An 18,744-nucleotide genomic window follows, 5' to 3' on the forward strand; every position below is an offset into this window, starting at 1 on the left:
TTTATAATCGAAGCAATTTTAAAGGATTCAAGGGTGGTTGTATGCTTGACCGTGAAGGCTTTCGCCCGAACGTCGGCATCATCCTCTTAAACGCACGCAATGAAGTGTTCTGGGGCAAGCGGCTGGGAGAGCACTCCTGGCAGTTTCCGCAAGGCGGCATCAAGTACGGCGAAACGCCGGAGCAGGCCATGTTCCGCGAATTGCACGAGGAAACCGGGCTAAAGCCAGAACACGTCAAAATCATCGGTCGCACACGCGACTGGCTGCGTTATGAGGTGCCGGACAAGTTCATCAAGCGCGAAGTGCGCGGACATTACCGGGGCCAGAAGCAAATCTGGTTCCTGCTGCGCATGGTGGGTCGCGATTGCGATATCTGCTTGCGTGCGACCGATCATCCCGAGTTCGATGCCTGGCGCTGGAACGAGTACTGGGTGCCGCTCGATGCCGTGATCGAGTTCAAGCGCGAGGTGTATCAACTCGCCCTGAACGAACTCTCGCGCTATCTGCGACGCTCGGCGGCGCGGGCCCAGCAGGACCGGCGGCGATTTCCTCGCGCGGGCGCACGGGTCGGCGAGTTGCCCCCGGGGGGCACGAGCGGACAAGACGCTCCGGACAGTGGGGCCGGCTTGACCGACATGTCCGGCGCCAACGGACCGACGGGTACCGACGTCCCCCACCGGGAGCACTGAACCACGGCCGGCAACGGCGTGTCACACCACCGGACGCGGGCGTCGTGCCCGCGTTCGCTTTCGATCCGGCATCCTGCGGGATGCCATGCGGATGATCCGCATTCGTTTACCAGACATCCAACCGATTTCCCGACCACATTCCATGCGCTCCTCCCTCGCCCGCCGCGCGCCGCGCCTGGCCACGCTCGTCTCTCTGGCCGCCCTGTCGCTGATCGCCGCCTGCAGCAGCACGCCGTCGCAACCCGTGCAGGATTTCGACGAATACCTCGCCCAGCAGGAGGCCGCCAAGGGCAAATGGAAAGAAGCCGAGGTCACCCTGCCCACGGCCGCGCCGAACGACGCCGATCTCGTGAGCTTTCCCACGCTGCCCAATGCGACGCTCGATTACGCCATCGACGCGAAATCGGTGCAGGTCACGGACGACGGCGTGGTCCGCTACATCGCCGTGATCCGCAGCAAGCAGGGCGCACGCAATGTTTCGTACGAAGGCATGCATTGCTCGACGTTCGAGACGCGTCTTTACGCAACCGGCCGCCCGGACGGCACGTGGGTTCCCGCGCGCAACAGCGAGTGGCGCCCCATCCGCCCCTACGGCGCGACAGCCTATCAGGGCATTCTGTACCGCGACTACCTCTGCCAGGACAAGACGCCGCTGGGCAACGCCAAGGCCATCGTGCAAGGCCTGCGCTACCCGACCACCCACCCCGAATACCGCTGATCGTGCAGCGCGACACCCGTCGCGCATGATCGACGCCGCACGGCACGCCGGTCCCATTCCGCGTGCCGCAGGGTCGCAAGTCGTGGGGCGCTCGATAATGAGAGGCGGAAGCCCGGCGACAATGCCCGCGCCATAAAAAAACGCCGGTCGCATCTCGCGCGCCGGCGTTTACCGTTTACTGTCCGAATCAAACACTCTCGGGCGTTCAGCGCAGGATCAGATTGTCTCGATGGATCAGCTCGGGCTCGTTGGCGAAGCCCAGCACCTGCTCGATGTCGGTGCTCGCGTGGCGGCGAATCAGCCGTGTTTCCGAAGCGCTGTAGTTCGACAGCCCGCGAGCGACTTCATGACCGGCCTCATCCACGCAGGCGATCACTTCGCCGCGGGCAAACGTGCCTTCCACATCGATCACACCGATCGGCAACAGGCTCTTGCCCTCTTCCGCCAGCTTCTTGCAGGCGCCGGCGTCGATCACGACGCGGCCACGCACCTGCAAATGGTCGGCCATCCACTGCTTGCGCGCCGTGAGGACCGCCGTGCGCGCCACGAGTTGCGTGCCAATGGCCTCACCGCCGGCCAGGCGTACGAGCACGTCGGCCTCGCGACCCGATGCGATCACCGTATGCGCTCCACTCGTTGCGGCGCGCTTGGCGGCCAGGATCTTGGTGAGCATGCCGCCGCGCCCGATGCTGGAGCCCGCGCCGCCGGCCATCGCCTCCAGGCGCTCGTCGCCCGCCTGCGCTTCGTGCACGAATTCGGCGTCGGGATGTTTGCGCGGGTCGGCCGTGTACAGACCCGACTGATCGGTCAGGATGACAAGGGCGTCGCCGTCGATGAGGTTGGTCACGAGCGCGCCCAGCGTGTCGTTGTCGCCGAACTTGATTTCGTCGGTCACGACCGTGTCGTTCTCGTTGATGATCGGCACCACGCCCAGACGCAACAGTGTCAGCAGCGTCGTGCGCGCATTCAGATAACGCTCGCGATCGGCCAGGTCGGCGTGCGTGAGCAGGATCTGCGCGGTACGCACGCCATGCTCCGCGAAGCGCGTTTCGTAGACCTGCGCCAGGCCCATCTGCCCCACGGCGGCGGCGGCCTGCAATTCGTCGATGGCTTTCGGACGGCGCGCCCAGCCCAGGCGCTGCATTCCCTCGGCGATCGCGCCCGAACTCACCAGCACCACCTGCTTGGGTGCGCGGCCGTCTCCGCCGTGCCGCAATGCGGCGATCTGCTGCGCCCAGCGCGCAATCGCGACATCATCCAGCCCGCGACCGTCATTGGTCACGAGACTGGACCCCACTTTCACCACGAGCCGCCTGGCATCGGCGATGACCGAACGCATGGAACTGGATTCTCCTGCGGATGTATTGGGAAGACGGGCCGCGGGGCGCGGCCGGAGCGCCGACGATGACACAGGTGTCCACGCCGGCGTTTCGAGTGATGGGAGTTTACGCCTTTGGCGCGTCGTCCGGGGACGTTTGTGGCGGTGTGCCGGCGGCGTCCGCGACCGGCGCTGCGCTACCCGTACGGAAGCGCGGATCGAGTGCGGCATCTTCGATCGCTTCCTCGACGGCACCACGTTGCTGATACAGATACTCCTGCACGGCCAGGCAGAGCTTTTCGCAGCCCTCGCCCGTCAGCGCGGAGATTTCGAACGTGGGACCGTCCCAGCCGAAGCGCCCGAGGAAATCGGCCACGCGCTCGGCGCGCTCGGCCTCCGGCACCATGTCCACCTTGTTGAGCACCAGCCAGCGCGGCTTCTGGAACAGCGCTTCGTCGTACTTCTGAAGCTCGAGCACGATGGCCTTGGCGTCGGCCACCGGATCGACGCCTTCGTCGAACGGCGCGATGTCAACGATGTGCAGCAGCAAGCCGGTGCGCTGCAGGTGACGCAGGAACTGGTGACCAAGGCCGGCCCCCTCGGCCGCGCCCTCGATCAAACCGGGAATGTCGGCAATCACGAAGCTCTTGCCCGGCGCGGTGCGCACCACGCCCAGGTTCGGGTGGAGTGTCGTGAAGGGATAGTCGGCGACCTTCGGTCGCGCGTTCGACACCGAGGCGATGAACGTCGACTTGCCCGCGTTGGGCATGCCGAGCAGGCCGACGTCCGCGAGCACCTTGAGCTCGAGCTGGAGCATGCGGCGCTCGCCGGGCTTGCCATCGGTCTTCTGACGCGGAGCGCGGTTCGTGCTCGACTTGAAGTGAAGGTTGCCCAGACCGCCCGCGCCACCCCTGGCGAGCACGACTTCCTGACCGTGTTCCGTCAGGTCGGCGATGGTCTCGCCCGTGTCCATGTCGGTGATGATCGTGCCGACCGGCATGCGCAGGAAGATGTCTTCCCCGCCCTTGCCATAGCAATCCGAGCCCCGACCCGATTCGCCGTTCTTCGCCAGATGCTTCTTCGAATAGCGATAATCGATCAGGGTATTGATGTTGCGATCGGCCACGGCAAACACGCTGCCGCCGCGACCGCCGTCGCCGCCGTCGGGGCCGCCGAACGGCACGAATTTCTCGCGGCGCATCGATGCCGAGCCGTTGCCGCCGTTCCCGGCGATCACCTCGATACGCGCTGCGTCAATGAATTTCATGGGGTTCCGTTCCGCTCAATCGACCGTCCGCAGACGATCCTAACACTGTCCAATGGCCCTCGCCCGGCGCCGTGGACGGCTGCGCGGACGGGACAAACAAAAAAGGCTCCGCATGAGAGCGGAGCCTTTTGGTGGCAAAAGGCTTAGCTTACGCTGCCGGCACCACGCTGACCACTTGCTTCTTCGCTGCGCCCTTGACGGCGAATTGCACGTGACCATCGGTCAGTGCAAACAGCGTGTGGTCCTTACCGATACCGACGTTTTCGCCGGCATGCATACGAGTACCACGTTGGCGAACGATGATGCCGCCAGCCAGGATTGCCTGACCGCCGTACACCTTCACGCCAAGGCGCTTCGACTCGGAATCGCGGCCGTTACGGGACGATCCGCCTGCTTTTTTGTGTGCCATGACTTAACTCCTTACCTAGCTCGATCGATTAGCCGTTGATGCTGTCGATGCGCAGCTCGGTGTAGTTTTGGCGATGGCCTTGACGCTTTTGGTAGTGCTTGCGACGGCGCATCTTGAAAATCTTCACCTTGGGGTGACGACCTTGGGCGACAACGGTAGCCTTGACGGAAGCCCCACTGACCAACGGCGCACCGAACTTAATCGATTCGCCCTCGCCAACGGCGAGAACCTGGTCGATGGTGATTTCAGCGCCAATGTCAGCCGGTATCTGTTCTACTTTGAGCTTTTCGCCAGCAGCAACCTTATATTGCTTACCGCCGGTTTTTATGACCGCGTACATTGTTGAACCTCACTCATAAACAAGAGAATTTTCGCGCAGACCGAGGGTCCCGAAAGGACTCGACTTACCGGCCAGCATCCGCGCCGCGAACCGTAATACCGAGGTATTTTCGGACCCGGCGCAATGAATGCGCGCACGAAAACCGGGGATTATACAGACTTTCTCCTTTTGCGTCAAAGACTTCCGTGAACCCAGTCATTCCGCGGGGCTGGTACCCGAAAGTGCCCTCGCCCACTATATAATTTGGGGCGAATTTTTCCTCACCCGAGCCTTGTCTTGACTGCTTCGACTTCTTCCCAGAACGTACTGGCCGCCATCGCCGACGACATGCGTGCCGTCGACCAGCTTATCCGCCACCGGCTGGCCTCCGAGGTGGTCCTGATCAATCAGATCTCGGAGTACATCATCAACTCGGGCGGCAAACGGTTGCGCCCGGCGCTGCTGCTGCTCGTGGCCAATGCGCTCGGTGTGACGTCGCCGGCACGTTTCGAGCTGGCGGCCGTCATCGAGTTCATTCATACGTCGACCTTGCTGCATGACGACGTGGTCGACGAATCCGATCTGCGTCGCGGCAAGCAAACGGCCAATGCCTTGTTCGGCAATGCCGCATCGGTGCTCGTCGGCGACTTTCTGTACTCGCGCTCGTTCGAGATGATGGTGAGCGTGGACAATATGCGCGTGATGCAGATCCTCGCGCGTGCGACGAATGTGATCGCCGAAGGCGAAGTGCTGCAGTTGCTGAACATGCACGACCCCGACGTCGACGAAGCGCGTTACCTTCAGGTCATCAAGTACAAGACCGCCACGCTGTTCGAAGCGGCCACGCAACTCGCCGCGGTGCTCGCCAACGCCGACGCACAGACCGAAGCGGCGGTGCGCGAATACGGCGGTCGTCTCGGCACGGCCTTTCAACTGATGGACGACTGGCTCGATTACGCCGGCGACACCGACGCGATGGGTAAGAACGCGGGCGACGATCTGCGCGAAGGCAAACCGACGCTGCCGCTCATTCATGTGCTGCAACACGGCACGCAAGACGAGCGTGCCCTCGTGCGCGAAGCCATCGAGAATGGCGGCACCGACAAGTTCGAACCGATCCTCGCAGCGATCACGCGCACGGGCGCACTCGATTACACGCTCGCACGCGCGAAGGAAGAGGCGGACGCCGCCGCACAAATTATTTCTGCGCTTCCCTCTTCCAATTACAAAAATAGCCTGCTAGAATTATGTTCTTACTCGATAGCGCGACGCACTTAAAAGCGAAGTAGCAGTATCGAAGCGGGGTGTAGCTTAGCCTGGTAGAGCGCTACGTTCGGGACGTAGAGGCCGGAGGTTCGAATCCTCTCACCCCGACCAGAATTTTTCAGAAGGATCAAGGAGTTATCGATCCTTTACTAACTCACTGTTCATGTCGAGTTAGAGTAAATCCTAAATCTGGTTGTCCCAGGAATGTCCCGTCGATTGACGGGACATTTTCTTTTGTACTATCTTCCCTTATGTCGACATTCATGCCTCGCCGGCATTCGCGGCGAGGGCTTCGATGTTCGATTGGCGACCATCCACGCTGGGTCGCCCGGTCGGAATCACTGGCGGCTACCAGTCTCTGACCTGCAGCAAAACCGTCTAGGAGCAACCTTTTAAAAGGTGCATCTAATGCATGGTTTTGCTCGCCTCAAGAACGACGCACCCCCGCGCGTCATCTTCATCGAAGAGCTTTCCGAACTCATCGGAAAAGCGCCGACGACCATTCGTACTTGCGCGACGAACGCGAAGTACCTGCATCTAATCCCTCGCCCTTTCAAGATGCCTAACAGCCGGCGGTTGTGCTGGTGGGAAAGCGACGTTCTAGCGTGGATCAACGCCAGTCAGGAACTACCTCTCCCTACAGCCCGCCGCCCGCGCGGCCGCCCGACGAAGGCGCAACAGGTTGCCTGGCAGCGCTACGCGATGGAATCGCGGTCCCTGACTCAGGGGACGCGATGAAAATCGTGCGAATTGATCCCGATGCTTGGCGCGCTGGCTTTGAGGCTGGCGAAATCGGTCGACCTATGACGCCATGCCCCGCCAGTCTGGACGCGTTCTCTTACTTTTCTGGGTGGATCGAGGGGGACGCCAAGCGGCAAGGTTACGAATGGAGCGCGGGGGCCGAGCGATGACTACTTCGCAAGGTAGAGATGCGCGCCGCTCGCCAAGGGCGGTCGAATCGCGGCAGCCTCCCGGCGTGCTGGCCCCTGAGATTTGGTCGCGAATACAGGAGCGGGCAGCACGCGAGCTCGCACGGCCTCGCCAAATGTTCCTACCGGGCCTCGAGCCGACGATGCGGGCAATGCCGAATCATATTGCCCGGAGCAGCCTATTTGCCCCTCTGTCGAAAACGCGCCAGCGGCAATTCCTTAACGATTACCCCCTAGTCAGCCGGAGCGACGTGAAAATCAAGTTCACTGGCGTCCAACTCGACGAAAGCCAAGCCGACGTCTGGATGCAGCTCATGCATGTCGCGTCGGCCTCCCCACTAGGCCAGCCGTTCAATGTACACAGCGCATCAATACTCGAAGCGATGGGCCGGCAAGTCGGCGGAGCCGAGTATCGATGGCTTCGACGGGCCATGGAGGCACTCTACAAGGCCACATTGATCATCGACGTCGTCAACAAGTACCGCATCGGCGACGGCGATTCCAACGGCGACGGGATACGAATGATCGATCGATTCAGATACGACGCGTCGCGCAAGCAATACACGCTCGTAATCGACCCTCGATGGGTTGCCATGTACAGCAACCAGGAGTTCGCGCGTATCGATTGGGAGAAACGCCTAGCAATCAAGCGAGGCCAGGATATGGCTAAGACGTTACAGCGACTCGTCGCTACGTCGGCCGACAAGGTGCAGCGATACGGCCTCGATTGGCTCAAGGACAAGCTTCAATACACCAGCCCCCTTCGGAAATTCCGAGTCGCTTTGCGCGCCGCACTCGCGGAGCTGGAGCGTGTTGAAGTCATCGCCGCCGCGCACATCGGAATCAGCACGCGCGGGTTGGAGCAAGCGGTGTGGACGAAGCTGTAAGGCACACGAATCGCCCTGTTCCGCGCAGCCTGTCGATCCGCCGCAGTCGTACGTACATGCGTATGTACGTACATACGCAAACGTGTAAATCCAAGGAATAAAGATGCCCAGCCCTGATGAACAAGAAGTCGCGAAGCAACTGGCGTTGAAGCGCGTGTTCCTCTTTTTCGCCGTCGGGTCGCTCTTCGGCCTTCTCACCGAGCGGCTTTTCCAACCAGTTGTTTGGTTGCTCCTATTGGTCATAGCGACCGTCCTCGCCTGGTTCTCCGATGAACTGCTGTGGCGGGCACGCCATCCCGATCAACCGTGTATCGACTACTACCGACGGCGGTTCTGGTGGGCCCACGTCTTCGACCACGAAATTCAATTCCGGCGCAGCAAAACCAATCAACGGGAGGAACAGCGATGAACCGCATGAAGACTAGGCGCCCCCTGCCTCTCCTGCTGCTTATCGCCGGTTGCTGGATGTCCATGCCGGCGTTCGCCGACGGGACAACGCTCGGCGAAATCACGCAGGCAGCGCAGCGCTCGGGCGACAAATCACGCCAGGCACTCGTCACCATCTACGGCAACGTCGTTAACAATCCGCTTGCAACCGGCGGCGCCGGCGGCAGCGACACGATACTGGCCGGAATATTCCAAGTCGCGAACGGCGCGCTGCTAGTTGTTGGCGCGCTCTTCGCATGCTATGTCATGTTCCGAAAGGTGTCGCAAACGGCACACGACGGCGCTGTGTTCGACCGCGAAAAGCACACGATGTGGGGGCCGATCCGGATCGTGTGGGGCCTTGCTTCACTCGTGCCGACGGCGAACGGCTGGTCGCTCGCTCAGTTGCTGATGCTGTGGGGCGCCGCGGTAATGGGCGTAGGAGTAGCGAATCTCGGCGTCGACGCCGCCGTCACGGCGTTTAACGACGGAAAGGGGATGGTGTTGCAACCCGTCATGCCCAGCACCAATGAACTGGCTCACAAGATCTTCGAGATCGAGTTGTGTCGCCACGGCATCAACGCAGGCTTGACTATGGGCTCAAGCGAAGGGGCGCTCCTTCCCGAAAACAGCTACGTGCAGACACAAGCGACAGATACCGGGTTCCTCCTCGCCAACAAGAGTTTCGTGTGCGGTGGCGCCAATATTGACCCCAACCTCGAATCGCAGCCCAGTTCGACGAGTTGGCTCTCGAGCACGATCGACGTTGCCGATATTCGCAGGGCACACCTCCAAGCGCTCTCGAGCATGGAAAAATCCCTGAGCGAATCCGCGCTACAGTTCGTCAACGCGGTAACAACTCGCAGCACAGCCGGCAACAGCACACTGCCCGACACCGAAGTCGCAATTCAGGCTGCGGCCCAGCAGTACGAAAACACCGTTAACTCGATGGCGGCTACGAAACAGGGCAGCATTGGTGAGTTGGCCAGCCAGCTCAGCTCGTCCATCAAGGACGGTGGGTGGTGGACGCTCGGCCAGTGGTATCAGACCTTCGCTGCGGCCAACACGAAGTTATCCGATGCCGTAGCCGGTAAGGCAACGACGTTCGGCGCATCGATCAGCGGCGATCCCGGCATGATGACCGTCTACACGGCGGCATTGAACGCGTATCAGGCGCAGCAGGGCCGCGCGGCGACGACGCACGCTACTCCGCTCGGTACGCAACGACAGGATGACGGTGGCAACATCCTTGCCAAGCTCTTCAGCTCGCCTGGACAAACGTTGACGAGGGCAATCACCAACATCAACGATGGTGCCGAGTCGCGCGGTCAACTCAACCCTCTTATCAAGATGAAAAACCTCGGCGACCATCTTACTGGCGTCGCCGAAATCGGCCTAGCAGGATACTTGACTGCCAAGGGGCTCGAGAAGACTAGCGAAAGCTTCAGCATCGCGGGTCTCGCATCACGGGTAGCCGACGCCAGCGGTGCGATCAGTTTCATCAAGGGCGCGCTGGATGGTGCCGGGCCGATCATCATGATGATCATCATTGCCGCGCTGTTGCTCGGCCTCGGCCTGTCAACTTACCTGCCGATGGTGCCGTTCGTCATCTGGTTCGGTGCCGCCGTAAACTGGCTCGTCGTTGTCGGCGAAGGCGTGATCGCGGCCCCGCTGTGGGCAATCACGCATCTCGGCGGAGAGGGCGACGGCCTCGGCCACAAGACTGCCCACGGCTACATCTTCCTCCTGGAAATGATGGTTCGTCCTATCCTGATGGTGATTGGCTTCTTCCTCGGAGGCGCGGGAATTGTTGCCGGAGGAACGTTGCTGAACGAAGGGTTCGGCGTCGCCCTCGCCAACGCGCAGTTCGATTCGCTGACCGGTATTGGCTCGATTCTGGCCTACTGCACGATTTATTTTTCGATGTGTCTCAACCTCGTGCATAGCTGCTTTAATCTGATCTTCCTGGTGCCGGACAAGGTAATCAACTGGGTCGGAGGTCACTCGCCAGCTATGGTCGGCACGGACCACAGCGATCGGACCAAAGCTGCGGTCAATACCCTGCTGGCAAAATTCGATATTCGCCCGTCAGGTGGCAATGGTAGGCGCCCGCTGGGCGGGACGAATCCTTCGTCCAACTCCGATGGCATCAAGGAATAGGAGAATGCAATGCGATTGCTGAGACTTGCATCCGAGCTGTTCTATATCGCGACGTCCGTGTTGGCCGCGCTCCCTGCATTCGTGTACTCGGTGTGGGGCGGAAGATTCCTGCACTCGGGTGCGGCCCTCGTGGCAATGGTTGCATCTGCTGCGTGGGTCGCCGGCGGCCTTCTACTGCTATCGAAATGGCGCCGATCGCGCAACCGCGACATGCGCAAGCTAATCGCCTCGATCGCACCGAGCTTCCGGCCGCAGGTCGAGGTTGCCGACTATCTCAACACGCGCTATGTCGGCATTGACGCCGTGATGGGCACGGCCGTGGTCATTGATCGGGAGAAGAACGTCGCAAAGTACGAACCGATCGCTTACATCCAAAGCGCCGAGGTGAGCGACGCCGGAGACTCGGTTCACTCCGCATTCACGTTCAGCTTCCGCGACTTCTCCAATCCTTCAATGGAGATTCGCGTCAACAGACTTCAAGCGGAAGATGCCGGCGCTCGCATTCGCTATGCTTTGGAACATGCTACGTAGCAGCCGGCGAAGCCGACCAACCGGGTCTGTCGGCCCAGTCTTGCGCCAAAGACGAAGCAGTGTCGAATCTCGCGCGGCGCGACGACCTGCCATGCAGGCGGCGAACGTTGCCCCCTCAGCTGTCGCTGGCTGGCAATATTGCAGCGGCAGCGAAGGCAGGAACGGACTGCGGTAAATTGTCGAAAAGACTGGCTCTCGTGACCAGCCATACTTGAACGGGGGAAGTATGTTTCGGCGTATTGAGTCTATTGCAAGCGCGGCGGTATGGAGTGGCTACGACGGGCGAACGAGCACCGCACCGGACTTCGAGCGCTACAACCTGATCTATGGCTGGAACGCCTCCGGCAAGACTACCCTTTCTCGTATATTGGGCCTGTTCAGTGGATCTGGCGGTACACGGCTACCGCCCAATGCCCGCGTTCGCGTAAGCGTCGGGAACGAGGTCCTGGACAGCGCGAGAGACCAAGACCGTAGTCGTCTGCCGGTACGCATCTTCAATCGCGACTTCATCGACGACAACCTGCAGCGAGACGACTACACGCACGCGCCCGCGCTGTTCATCGTTGGCCAAGAGAACATTCGGCTGAGCAATCGTATTGCATCGTTGACGCGACGACGGGAAAGACTGACGGTGATGTATCGGACCGTCCAGCAAAGGCAACGCGAAGCTAACGGGTCAAGGGAGAAAGCGGCAACCGACCTGGCCCGTGAGTGCGGAACGATGCTGGGTATCCGAGATTTCAGGGCCCCAAATCTGAAAGGACTTGCGCAGGGTTTAGCAAACCCAGCCGAACATCTACTCGACGAAATCACGCTGCAAGGAGCAGTGGCTCAGGCGCGTGACCAAAGTGAGTTTGCGCCATTTCGCAATTTTCCGGTGGTGGCACCGCCCCAGCCTCCTGGGATCAATGATGTTACCCAGCTGTTGAAGGAAGCGCCCCAGCAGAACGCCATCAAGCGCCTGGCCGAGGCACCTGCGCTGAGCGACTGGGTGCGCACTGGCCTGCAGTTTCATGAGCACACCGCCACCTGTGCCTTTTGCGGAGGCGACGCGGCGCAGGCATTAGAGGCATACGCCAAGCACTTTTCCGACGAGTATCGCCGCCAGCACGCGGCCATCCAGGCCGCGATCGGGCGCTTGGAACAGCCAAGGGCGTTGCCAAACTTCCCGCATGAGAAAGAGTGGATTCCCGGCGTACGGGCCAAAGCCCAAGAGGCGCTGCGGCGCCTTGAAGCGTGGGACGCTCGAGAGAATGAAATTCGATCCTATCGGGCGCGACTGCTTCGAGAGAAGCTGGCGAACATGGAGACCGTGTTATCTGTGGAGCCGGCCGACGATCAGGCTCCCGCTCTGCAGGCGATTCTCGCAGACCTCCAGCAGGCGAAGGACGAACACAACCGAGCATGTGACGAATTAGCCACCACGCGCCGAAGTGCAGCTGACAAGGTCAAGGCTCATTTCGCGGCCCGGTACCTGCTCGACCCAGGAGCGACGGAGGCGCGCGAAGCACTCGGTCAGGCGAGCGCGATTTTGGAGCGAGTGCAGAAGGTCGGTCAGAAGATCAAGGGGCAATCGGAAGCAGCGCAGGCCGAACTACAGCGTAGCTCGGTGGCGGCAAGCCAGATTAATCACCTCCTAAAGCGGCTGCTCGGTCCGCGCATCTCCGTCGAGCAGGCTCAAGACAAGCGGATCCGGTTCATCCGAGAGGGGCAGCCGGCTACCAACATGAGCGACGGGGAACGGACGGCGATTTCGCTTGCGTACTTCCTCACCAGCCTTGGGCAGAACGGGCAGAGGCTTGAGGACCTGGTCGTTTTCATCGACGACCCGATCTGTAGCCTGGATGCCAACCACATCTATGACGTAGCCTATCTACTCATTTCGAGCCTGAAGGCCTGCCGGCAACTCTTCATTTCGACGCACAGCTCGGAGTTCTTTAATACTATCAAGCAGGACTGGGCCGACCGAGGGAAGTTCAAGAAGGGGCATGCGGCGTTCCTCGTCCATCGCGAGAGTGACAGCGGCAGTCAGCTGCTAGTGCTTCCAGCACACTTGGCGAAGTTCCGCTCTGACTACCACCACGTCTTCTACTGTCTGCGGAAATTCCAAGTGAGCACCAGCCATGACATCGATGCCTACCTGAGCTGTCCGAACCTGCTCAGGAGGTTCCTCGAAATGTACTTGGGGTTCAGGAGGCCGACGCCCCAGCCTTACCTGGCCAAGCTGGACATTTTGTTCGACGACGAAGTAGAGCGCGGCGCGGTGGCAAGGTACGTGGACGAGGGATCGCACAGCGCTTCAACTCTTCGTCTGCTGGAGTTCTCCGACTTCCCCGCGATGTCACGAGGCATGGTGGAGCGCGTCATGCGAGCGATGGAGCGTGTGGACCCTGATCACTATGCAGTGCTGATAGCGGAAACGACCTAGACGTCCTGAGAAAGTATCTAGCCATTACGCCACGCAGCAGATTACGGCTCGTCCCGCATCAGCGTCGCGATGGCAGCGACATGGTCAGAGTCCGCCACAACAGGGCAGTGGGTGTAACCGAGATCGATCAATGCGTACAGCCGATGGCGGCCATCCGTGATCGTAGTACGACCGCGGTCGAAGGAAAGGTACGGCATGTAAACGACCTCACCCGACGTAAATTCTCGATGGACCCGTGCGTACCGATCCGGCCGGAAAGTCTCCCTGTTCCTTTCCGAGGAATTGGCAGCCCAGATTGAGTCGCCCTTCAAAGCCCAGCTGAGAAGCGCCAGATTGACCTCGACTACGCATGCGAAAGGGTCGCTCGTCGCCGTGACTTCGAAATTCTCGTAGACGCGTCGCTCCTTTTTCGCGCGCGGCCGAAAGTAGTCGTCCAGCGCCAGCTCCGGTCCTGGGCCGGAATTCCATATAGATCCAAGTCCCGCGTTGGCACACAGGATCGCCCAAGCCGAATACGGGATCGGTGATACATCGTCCAGCCAGCGCTCCACGAAACTGCTGTCGGCAAGGCCTAGAAGTGCCGCCGTCTCCTGTGCAGACAGTCGACTCACCTCAATTACCTGTCGGATTTCCTCGCCTGTTGGGACGGCCCACAAATCCGCCCGCCAGAAACGATCCATGGGAATCGGCAGGGCCGACATATGCATTCCTCCATGTAAAGCTGCGATCGATATCCCGTTCACCCGCTAACGGGGCCGACGTCCCCACGGTGGCCTCAGGGGACAGCGGCCGGGCCAGCTTCAGGTCATATGGGCTCACCGATCGACCGCAAATGCGTGATCGTCCGCGTGTTGTTGCGGATCGACGTCGAAGGGAAACCACCATGCGCCTCCAATTCGTCGGCGTGTTCGATCGAGAAGCCCATATCGTTCAGGGCTGCTTTATCGCCCTTCGCGAGCGCTTTGTTGGCCGCGCGCATGAGGGCATTCGCCCATTGAAGGCGAGCGATCTCGAGCCGGATCGCATCCGGGCTGATACGATGTTTAGTTGCCATCTCATCACCTCTGTCCAGGTGGTGTAGTGGAAGTCCTGCCCGCGTGTTCCAGCACACGGGCGGGGCGCCTAGAGCAGATCAGTAGACCGTGAGGCCTTCTGATCTGACTGCTGCTCGCCGAGTTCGGCGAGAATATCGGGCCGCAATTCGAGCTCGCCGGTGTAGACCAGCGGTGTGCCGCAGCGGACATAGTTGTCATTCATTGCCTTTTCCGATCCGGGCGAGCAGTTCGGCTCGCTGTCTGGCATGGCTTTCCCGCGCTTCATCGTCAGATATCCATTTCGTATTCGGATCGTGGGCTTCCTCCAACCCCTCTCGAACCTGCTCCCGAAACCATCGATCATGCGCCGCCGTCTCGGCTAGCAATCGCAAAGTCGGCTCGTCCCGAACCGTGACCTGCTCGAGCACCAGACAGTAAGCCTGCAGGGGCGACAGCCCCTGCTCGGCCAAGACCGCCGCTGCATCGTCGTAGAGCACTTCGATCCGCGCCTTGGCCTCGTCATCTGTCATGATCAGTACCCTGCTTCCTTCTGGTGTCGCACGGCCAAAATCGTGACGGTATCGCCATCGACGCGGTACCGAGCCACATAGCCACTATCCCCAAAATCGATAAGCCACTCCCGATACTGTTCAGGCAGATCTTCTATGAGACGCCCCATTCGAGGGTGGGCACCGAGAGCCTGGACGCCGCGCCTAATCGCTTCGCCGGCCCGCCTCGCGGCATCGGGATTCTTCGGCCTCAGGAATTCGCGGAGCCGTTGCATGTCCTCGATCGCCGCCGGCGCAAAGATTACTTGTGGCATTCTGGCGGAGGCAGTTCGTCGTCAGTTCCCCAGCTCGCGAGCCACTTGTCCACTTCCTCAGCGGTCACGTGCAGGCCAGTCGCCTGAAATTCATCCCATGCCTTGAGCGTGTCCCGGTTCAGCGCCTCGCGCTTTTCCTCACGCTCGACGTACTGCTCAATGGCTTCGCGCATGATCCAGTGCGGGGTACGCCGGCGCGCCTCGGCCAAGTGCTGAACCCGCCCTTTCAATTCATCATCAAGCTTGATGGATGTTGCCGTAACCATGACACGGCCTCCGTAGCAAAAGGTAATACCTGAGACTACTATAGACCGAAACGCTAACTCCGTCCATGGCGCCCCAATATTCAAGGCGACGCACTGCCCTTTCGGGGCTTGCCGGGACGACGGGGCGTTTGCTTCGCTGCGGCTGCTGCTTTGGCACGCCGCAACGCTTCTTGCTCGCCGTCTCGAAGCCGGGCGTCAATTCCATGTTCCACCATAAGGGCGATCGCGCGTCGCTTGAATTGTTCGCTGCCGGTAAGCTCGAACGCGCCCCCGTACTTCTCCGCAGCCAATCGCAGAGCCGTCGCGATCGATATCTCGTCGCTGGCCCCTTTGGCGAGCACGTCGATGCGGCGGCCGAGGTCAATGAAAGCGTCCCGGCCATCGCCCCAGCGATAGACAACCGCTCCGTCCCGCCGGACGTGGAAGTGCAGCCCATCAGTGACGTTTCGTGCAACCGGATCGACATCATCAACGTGGATAACGCCGTCCGCATCATTATTGGCCAAGGCTCGTCCTAACTCTCGCGCGCGACGCTTCTCACTGTAGACGAAGCCGCGTAGCTGGCCGATAGCCGCACTGTCGCCGGTGGCCGCCTGTTGCTCAACCCATTCGCGATATGACAGCCTACGATTCGTCGGATCAGCGTACAGCGCCTGACGCTCTTTGCGGATCTCGCGCCGCAGTCGATCGCGCTCCCGCAGCGTCTCGAATGCGACGACGCTGTACAGCACGTTGCGAGCCGCAGCGTCCGGGACGGTCTCTCGGATCTCACGCCGCTTCCGGCGGGCAGCTTCGCGGATATCCGAGAAGCGCTGCCGCACGGTAGCCGGATCGAGTCGGCGATATACGAACGCGCTCTTGTACTCGCCGTATCTGGCACGCAGCTCACGTCGAGCTTGGGCGCGCTCCTGGCGCCGTTCCTCCCGCATTTTCGGATCGCGTTTCGGCGGCCGATCCTTGTCATAGGTCAGAACAGCGCTGGTCGTCGACCTGGACGGCTCGAACGCGCCGAGCCGTTTGATCAGCCGTGCTCTACCCAGCTCCTCGTGCATATCGCTGGCCTTGATCGGTGTTGTGCCGGCGGAGTTCAGGTCGTAAATGGCGAAACCCTGCCCTTTCTCACGCAGTTCGAGACCGTACCTGGCCAGCAGATTATGGAGTTGCCGCCACGTGAGCTGGTCGTTTTTCAATGCGGACAGCAGCGCCTTGCGCGGCTCCCCTCGGGCGTAGCTGAACAGGCTCTCCTGATCAGCATGCCGCTCCATGTCGGCCGCTGGCGTTGGGCGCTTGCCGTTCGTGCTGGGGCTTTTGCTCGCCCAATCGATGACGACGTGACCATTGCGCTCGAACACGGCGTATGGGCCATTCTCGTGCTGCCAGCCGTATTTGAGTTCGAGCTCGCGCATCGCACGATCCAGCTTGAAGTAATCGCGATCCGGATAGACGGCCCGAAACGTGTTTGGATTCACGCGATTTACGGCGATGTGCAAGTGCGTGTTATCAGTATCGCGATGCACGGCAAAAACATACTGATGATCAGCCATGCCGACAGCGCTAAGCGCGTGCGCACCGCATTCGAACGCCTGCGCATCGGTCGGTGACTCGTTCGCCGGCCACGAAAGAACGATGTGGTACACGGCGTCCTTGACGCGGGCATTCTGAGCTGCCACCGCGTTCATTTCAGCCGCGGCCGACGACAACGACAGGCAATTGTGTTCGCATGCAACGCCCGTTGGCGTTACGAGACGTTCGGCCTGGCCGAGAAGTCGTCCGGACAAAAGGTCCGCCAAGGCTTCCGCTTCCGCCTGGCTAGGTGCTGGCCGGATCGGCGTCTTTTCGAGCCCGAGAAGGGCCCGCCGTGCCAGCGCTCTCCGTTGAAATTCGCCGTCAATCTGCGGCGACTGTCGGAGGTAGTTCGCCGCCAACCGGAGATGCTCCCTCGCGCGCGCCAGAATCTTGAGCTGCTTTACTCGATCCTGCAGATCGATCTGGTCGAGCTCATCGCCCAGATGCTGCCCCTGTTCATCACGATTGGTGATGTACTCGACCAGATCTGCAAAGCTCGATTTCAAATCCTCTCGTCGAGGTGGAATTTTGGCCAACATTTTCAGTCACCAATCCGTGCGATCGCCTCGCGAAGCTCAACGAGGATGGCAGCGTATTCTTTCGACAGCATCCCGCCACCTTCATTGAACAGATGCTTCTGCAAGCCGCCGAGCCTGCGAAGCTCATTGAGAATGTGTGCTTCGATCTTGGTGCGCGTGCGGCGGCCAAGCGCGGCTGCGAGCACAAATTGCCCGACGCTCATACCGCAATCACGTGCCCTCTCGCGGACTAAAGCTTCCTCGTCCTCGTAGCACCGTATCGGCGGAAGCATGCCGGTCCTTCGTCGCTGTTCGCTCGTACTCACTGTTACGCCCATCTCTCTCACGAAGTCGGGGTCTCGGGGCAACGCCCTGAGCAGGGACGGTAGGCTGCGCATAGGGAGTGAAACGACTGGTGCGCTGCCGGTTGAAATAGCGCCAACTTGGCGGTATTACAAACCCTACCCTGTCACCGAAGTTACGCTGTCGTTCTTGGAAGTTTGAAGGTAGCTCGAACGAACTGGTTTTCCCAAGGAGAAAAGACGATATGGAGGAAGGTTCTCGAATTACTCTTAACAACACTTTTTAGACATGATTTGGCGAACAACAGGGTGTTGTGATAATCAGACACACCGACAGACTAAAGTCTGGCCGGATACTTCTACGAAGGACGACTGAAACGACGCTGCGATGGCGATCACGCCATGCGCTCAAAAGCGGCTGACACGGAGGTTAGAATCAACCTCGGCCCGCTTATCTAGCGACAAGAAACGAGTGGATGACATGCGAACTTGGACTGACGATCAGTTGGCGAACTACGAGACGGCGTTGGAGACCGTTGGCAACGTGATCGCGATTGCCTCGCGCGACATTGCTGCCGAGCGGCAACGATCACAGCCCGATGCAGATCGGATAAACGAATTACTGGTACTGCAACGACGGCTGAATCGAGAGCGCCACAGTTTGCGAATCGACGATGATGCGGCAGTTCGGAAAGCGATTGAAATCTACGGCAAGATCGTTCGTGCTGGGCAACTTTAACGACGCGCCCTCGCTGTCGACCCGTACCTCTTGTGTCGCGAACCATCTAGGCTCGCGCGACCACGAATGGAAAGAGCATGAAGTTCTATCATTTCACAGCAGTGTCCATGGCAGAGTCGATCCTGTCTAAGAGACCATTTCAAAAAGAC

The 18,744-nt window shown here is 60.5% G+C and carries 21 protein-coding genes and 1 tRNA gene; 10 read left to right on the top strand and 12 right to left on the bottom strand.

Going from position 1 to position 18,744, the window contains the following annotated elements:
- Positions 1–41: 41 nt before the first annotated feature.
- Together W930_RS27255 and W930_RS0112990 are read left to right on the top strand one after the other, a co-directional pair.
- A complete protein-coding gene (locus W930_RS27255) occupies positions 42–689 on the top strand; it encodes an RNA pyrophosphohydrolase (protein WP_023594146.1) in 648 nt (215 codons plus the stop codon).
- Between the two features lie 142 nt (positions 690–831).
- On the top strand, positions 832–1,407 hold the full coding sequence (locus W930_RS0112990; protein WP_023594145.1) for a CNP1-like family protein: 576 nt from the start codon (positions 832–834) through the stop codon (positions 1,405–1,407).
- A 205-nt stretch (positions 1,408–1,612) separates the two neighbouring features.
- Here W930_RS0112990 and proB read toward each other — a convergent pair whose 3' ends face one another.
- The 4 genes from proB to rplU form a co-directional block, all read right to left on the bottom strand.
- Positions 1,613–2,746 carry a glutamate 5-kinase gene (gene proB / locus W930_RS0112995; RefSeq protein ID WP_023594144.1) on the bottom strand — a complete coding sequence of 378 codons (1,134 nt, stop codon included), beginning with the start codon at positions 2,744–2,746 and terminating at the stop codon, positions 1,613–1,615.
- A 106-nt stretch (positions 2,747–2,852) separates the two neighbouring features.
- Entirely contained in the window at positions 2,853–3,992 is a 1,140-nt protein-coding gene (gene cgtA / locus W930_RS0113000; protein WP_023594143.1) for an Obg family GTPase CgtA, read from the bottom strand.
- Positions 3,993–4,140: 148 nt separating this feature from the next.
- On the bottom strand, positions 4,141–4,401 hold the full coding sequence (gene rpmA, locus W930_RS0113005) for a 50S ribosomal protein L27 (RefSeq protein WP_023594142.1): 261 nt from the start codon (positions 4,399–4,401) through the stop codon (positions 4,141–4,143).
- Positions 4,402–4,429: 28 nt separating this feature from the next.
- Positions 4,430–4,741, bottom strand: a complete 312-nt coding sequence (gene rplU / locus W930_RS0113010) for a 50S ribosomal protein L21 (protein ID WP_023594141.1) — start codon at positions 4,739–4,741, stop codon at positions 4,430–4,432.
- 327 nt (positions 4,742–5,068) lie between these two features.
- Between rplU and W930_RS0113015 the strand changes: the two genes are divergently transcribed.
- The 7 genes from W930_RS0113015 (at position 5,069) to W930_RS0113050 (ending at position 13,347) form a co-directional block, all read left to right on the top strand.
- Positions 5,069–5,998 carry a polyprenyl synthetase family protein gene (locus tag W930_RS0113015; RefSeq protein WP_024788526.1) on the top strand — a complete coding sequence of 310 codons (930 nt, stop codon included), beginning with the start codon at positions 5,069–5,071 and terminating at the stop codon, positions 5,996–5,998.
- Positions 5,999–6,020: 22 nt separating this feature from the next.
- Positions 6,021–6,097, top strand: a tRNA-Pro gene (locus W930_RS0113020).
- A gap of 961 nt (positions 6,098–7,058) precedes the next feature.
- Positions 7,059–7,802, top strand: a complete 744-nt coding sequence (trfA, locus tag W930_RS0113030) for a plasmid replication initiator TrfA (protein WP_255343980.1) — start codon at positions 7,059–7,061, stop codon at positions 7,800–7,802.
- A gap of 103 nt (positions 7,803–7,905) precedes the next feature.
- On the top strand, positions 7,906–8,211 hold the full coding sequence (locus W930_RS0113035; protein WP_020850773.1) for a hypothetical protein: 306 nt from the start codon (positions 7,906–7,908) through the stop codon (positions 8,209–8,211).
- Positions 8,208–10,388 carry a DotA/TraY family protein gene (locus W930_RS0113040; RefSeq protein WP_226233959.1) on the top strand — a complete coding sequence of 727 codons (2,181 nt, stop codon included), beginning with the start codon at positions 8,208–8,210 and terminating at the stop codon, positions 10,386–10,388. Before W930_RS0113035 ends, W930_RS0113040 begins: the two co-directional genes overlap by 4 nt.
- Positions 10,389–10,397: 9 nt before the next feature.
- Positions 10,398–10,919, top strand: a complete 522-nt coding sequence (locus W930_RS0113045; RefSeq protein WP_004541357.1) for a hypothetical protein — start codon at positions 10,398–10,400, stop codon at positions 10,917–10,919.
- A gap of 226 nt (positions 10,920–11,145) precedes the next feature.
- Complete coding sequence (locus W930_RS0113050) at positions 11,146–13,347, top strand: AAA family ATPase (protein WP_004541389.1); 2,202 nt, start codon at positions 11,146–11,148, stop codon at positions 13,345–13,347.
- Between the two features lie 41 nt (positions 13,348–13,388).
- Here the strand turns inward: W930_RS0113050 and W930_RS30685 are convergent, their stop codons facing one another.
- The 8 genes from W930_RS30685 to mobA all read right to left on the bottom strand — a co-directional run bounded on the left by W930_RS30685 (position 13,389) and on the right by mobA (position 17,952).
- Positions 13,389–14,048: a hypothetical protein gene (locus W930_RS30685; protein ID WP_020850627.1), complete on the bottom strand. Its 660-nt coding sequence runs from the start codon at positions 14,046–14,048 to the stop codon at positions 13,389–13,391.
- A gap of 104 nt (positions 14,049–14,152) precedes the next feature.
- Positions 14,153–14,458 carry a hypothetical protein gene (locus W930_RS30620; RefSeq protein WP_235195542.1) on the bottom strand — a complete coding sequence of 102 codons (306 nt, stop codon included), beginning with the start codon at positions 14,456–14,458 and terminating at the stop codon, positions 14,153–14,155.
- Positions 14,459–14,469: 11 nt separating this feature from the next.
- Positions 14,470–14,604, bottom strand: coding sequence for a hypothetical protein (locus tag W930_RS30995; protein WP_011051575.1), 135 nt, complete (start codon positions 14,602–14,604; stop codon positions 14,470–14,472).
- Positions 14,597–14,911: a hypothetical protein gene (locus W930_RS0113070; protein ID WP_023872355.1), complete on the bottom strand. Its 315-nt coding sequence runs from the start codon at positions 14,909–14,911 to the stop codon at positions 14,597–14,599. The genes W930_RS30995 and W930_RS0113070 overlap by 8 nt, the downstream gene beginning before the upstream one ends.
- A 2-nt stretch (positions 14,912–14,913) precedes the next feature.
- Positions 14,914–15,204 carry a type II toxin-antitoxin system RelE/ParE family toxin gene (locus tag W930_RS0113075; protein ID WP_023872356.1) on the bottom strand — a complete coding sequence of 97 codons (291 nt, stop codon included), beginning with the start codon at positions 15,202–15,204 and terminating at the stop codon, positions 14,914–14,916.
- Positions 15,192–15,470: a CopG family ribbon-helix-helix protein gene (locus tag W930_RS0113080; protein ID WP_004541313.1), complete on the bottom strand. Its 279-nt coding sequence runs from the start codon at positions 15,468–15,470 to the stop codon at positions 15,192–15,194. Before W930_RS0113080 ends, W930_RS0113075 begins: the two co-directional genes overlap by 13 nt.
- Before the next feature lie 80 nt (positions 15,471–15,550).
- Positions 15,551–17,575 (bottom strand): TraI/MobA(P) family conjugative relaxase, encoded by a 2,025-nt coding sequence (gene traI / locus W930_RS0113085; protein WP_023594133.1) that lies wholly within the window; start codon positions 17,573–17,575, stop codon positions 15,551–15,553.
- Between the two features lie 2 nt (positions 17,576–17,577).
- The gene (gene mobA, locus W930_RS0113090; RefSeq protein WP_310672277.1) at positions 17,578–17,952 is read right to left on the bottom strand and encodes a plasmid mobilization protein MobA; all 375 of its coding nucleotides are present in this window, start codon (positions 17,950–17,952) and stop codon (positions 17,578–17,580) included.
- Between the two features lie 385 nt (positions 17,953–18,337).
- Between mobA and W930_RS29625 the strand changes: the two genes are divergently transcribed.
- Positions 18,338–18,595 (top strand): hypothetical protein, encoded by a 258-nt coding sequence (locus W930_RS29625; RefSeq protein WP_004541318.1) that lies wholly within the window; start codon positions 18,338–18,340, stop codon positions 18,593–18,595.
- The last annotated feature ends 149 nt before the right edge of the window (positions 18,596–18,744 follow it).

Origin of the sequence: Pandoraea sp. E26 (assembly GCF_000681415.1) — a bacterium.
GTDB classification, from domain to species: Bacteria; Pseudomonadota; Gammaproteobacteria; order Burkholderiales; family Burkholderiaceae; genus Pandoraea; species Pandoraea pnomenusa.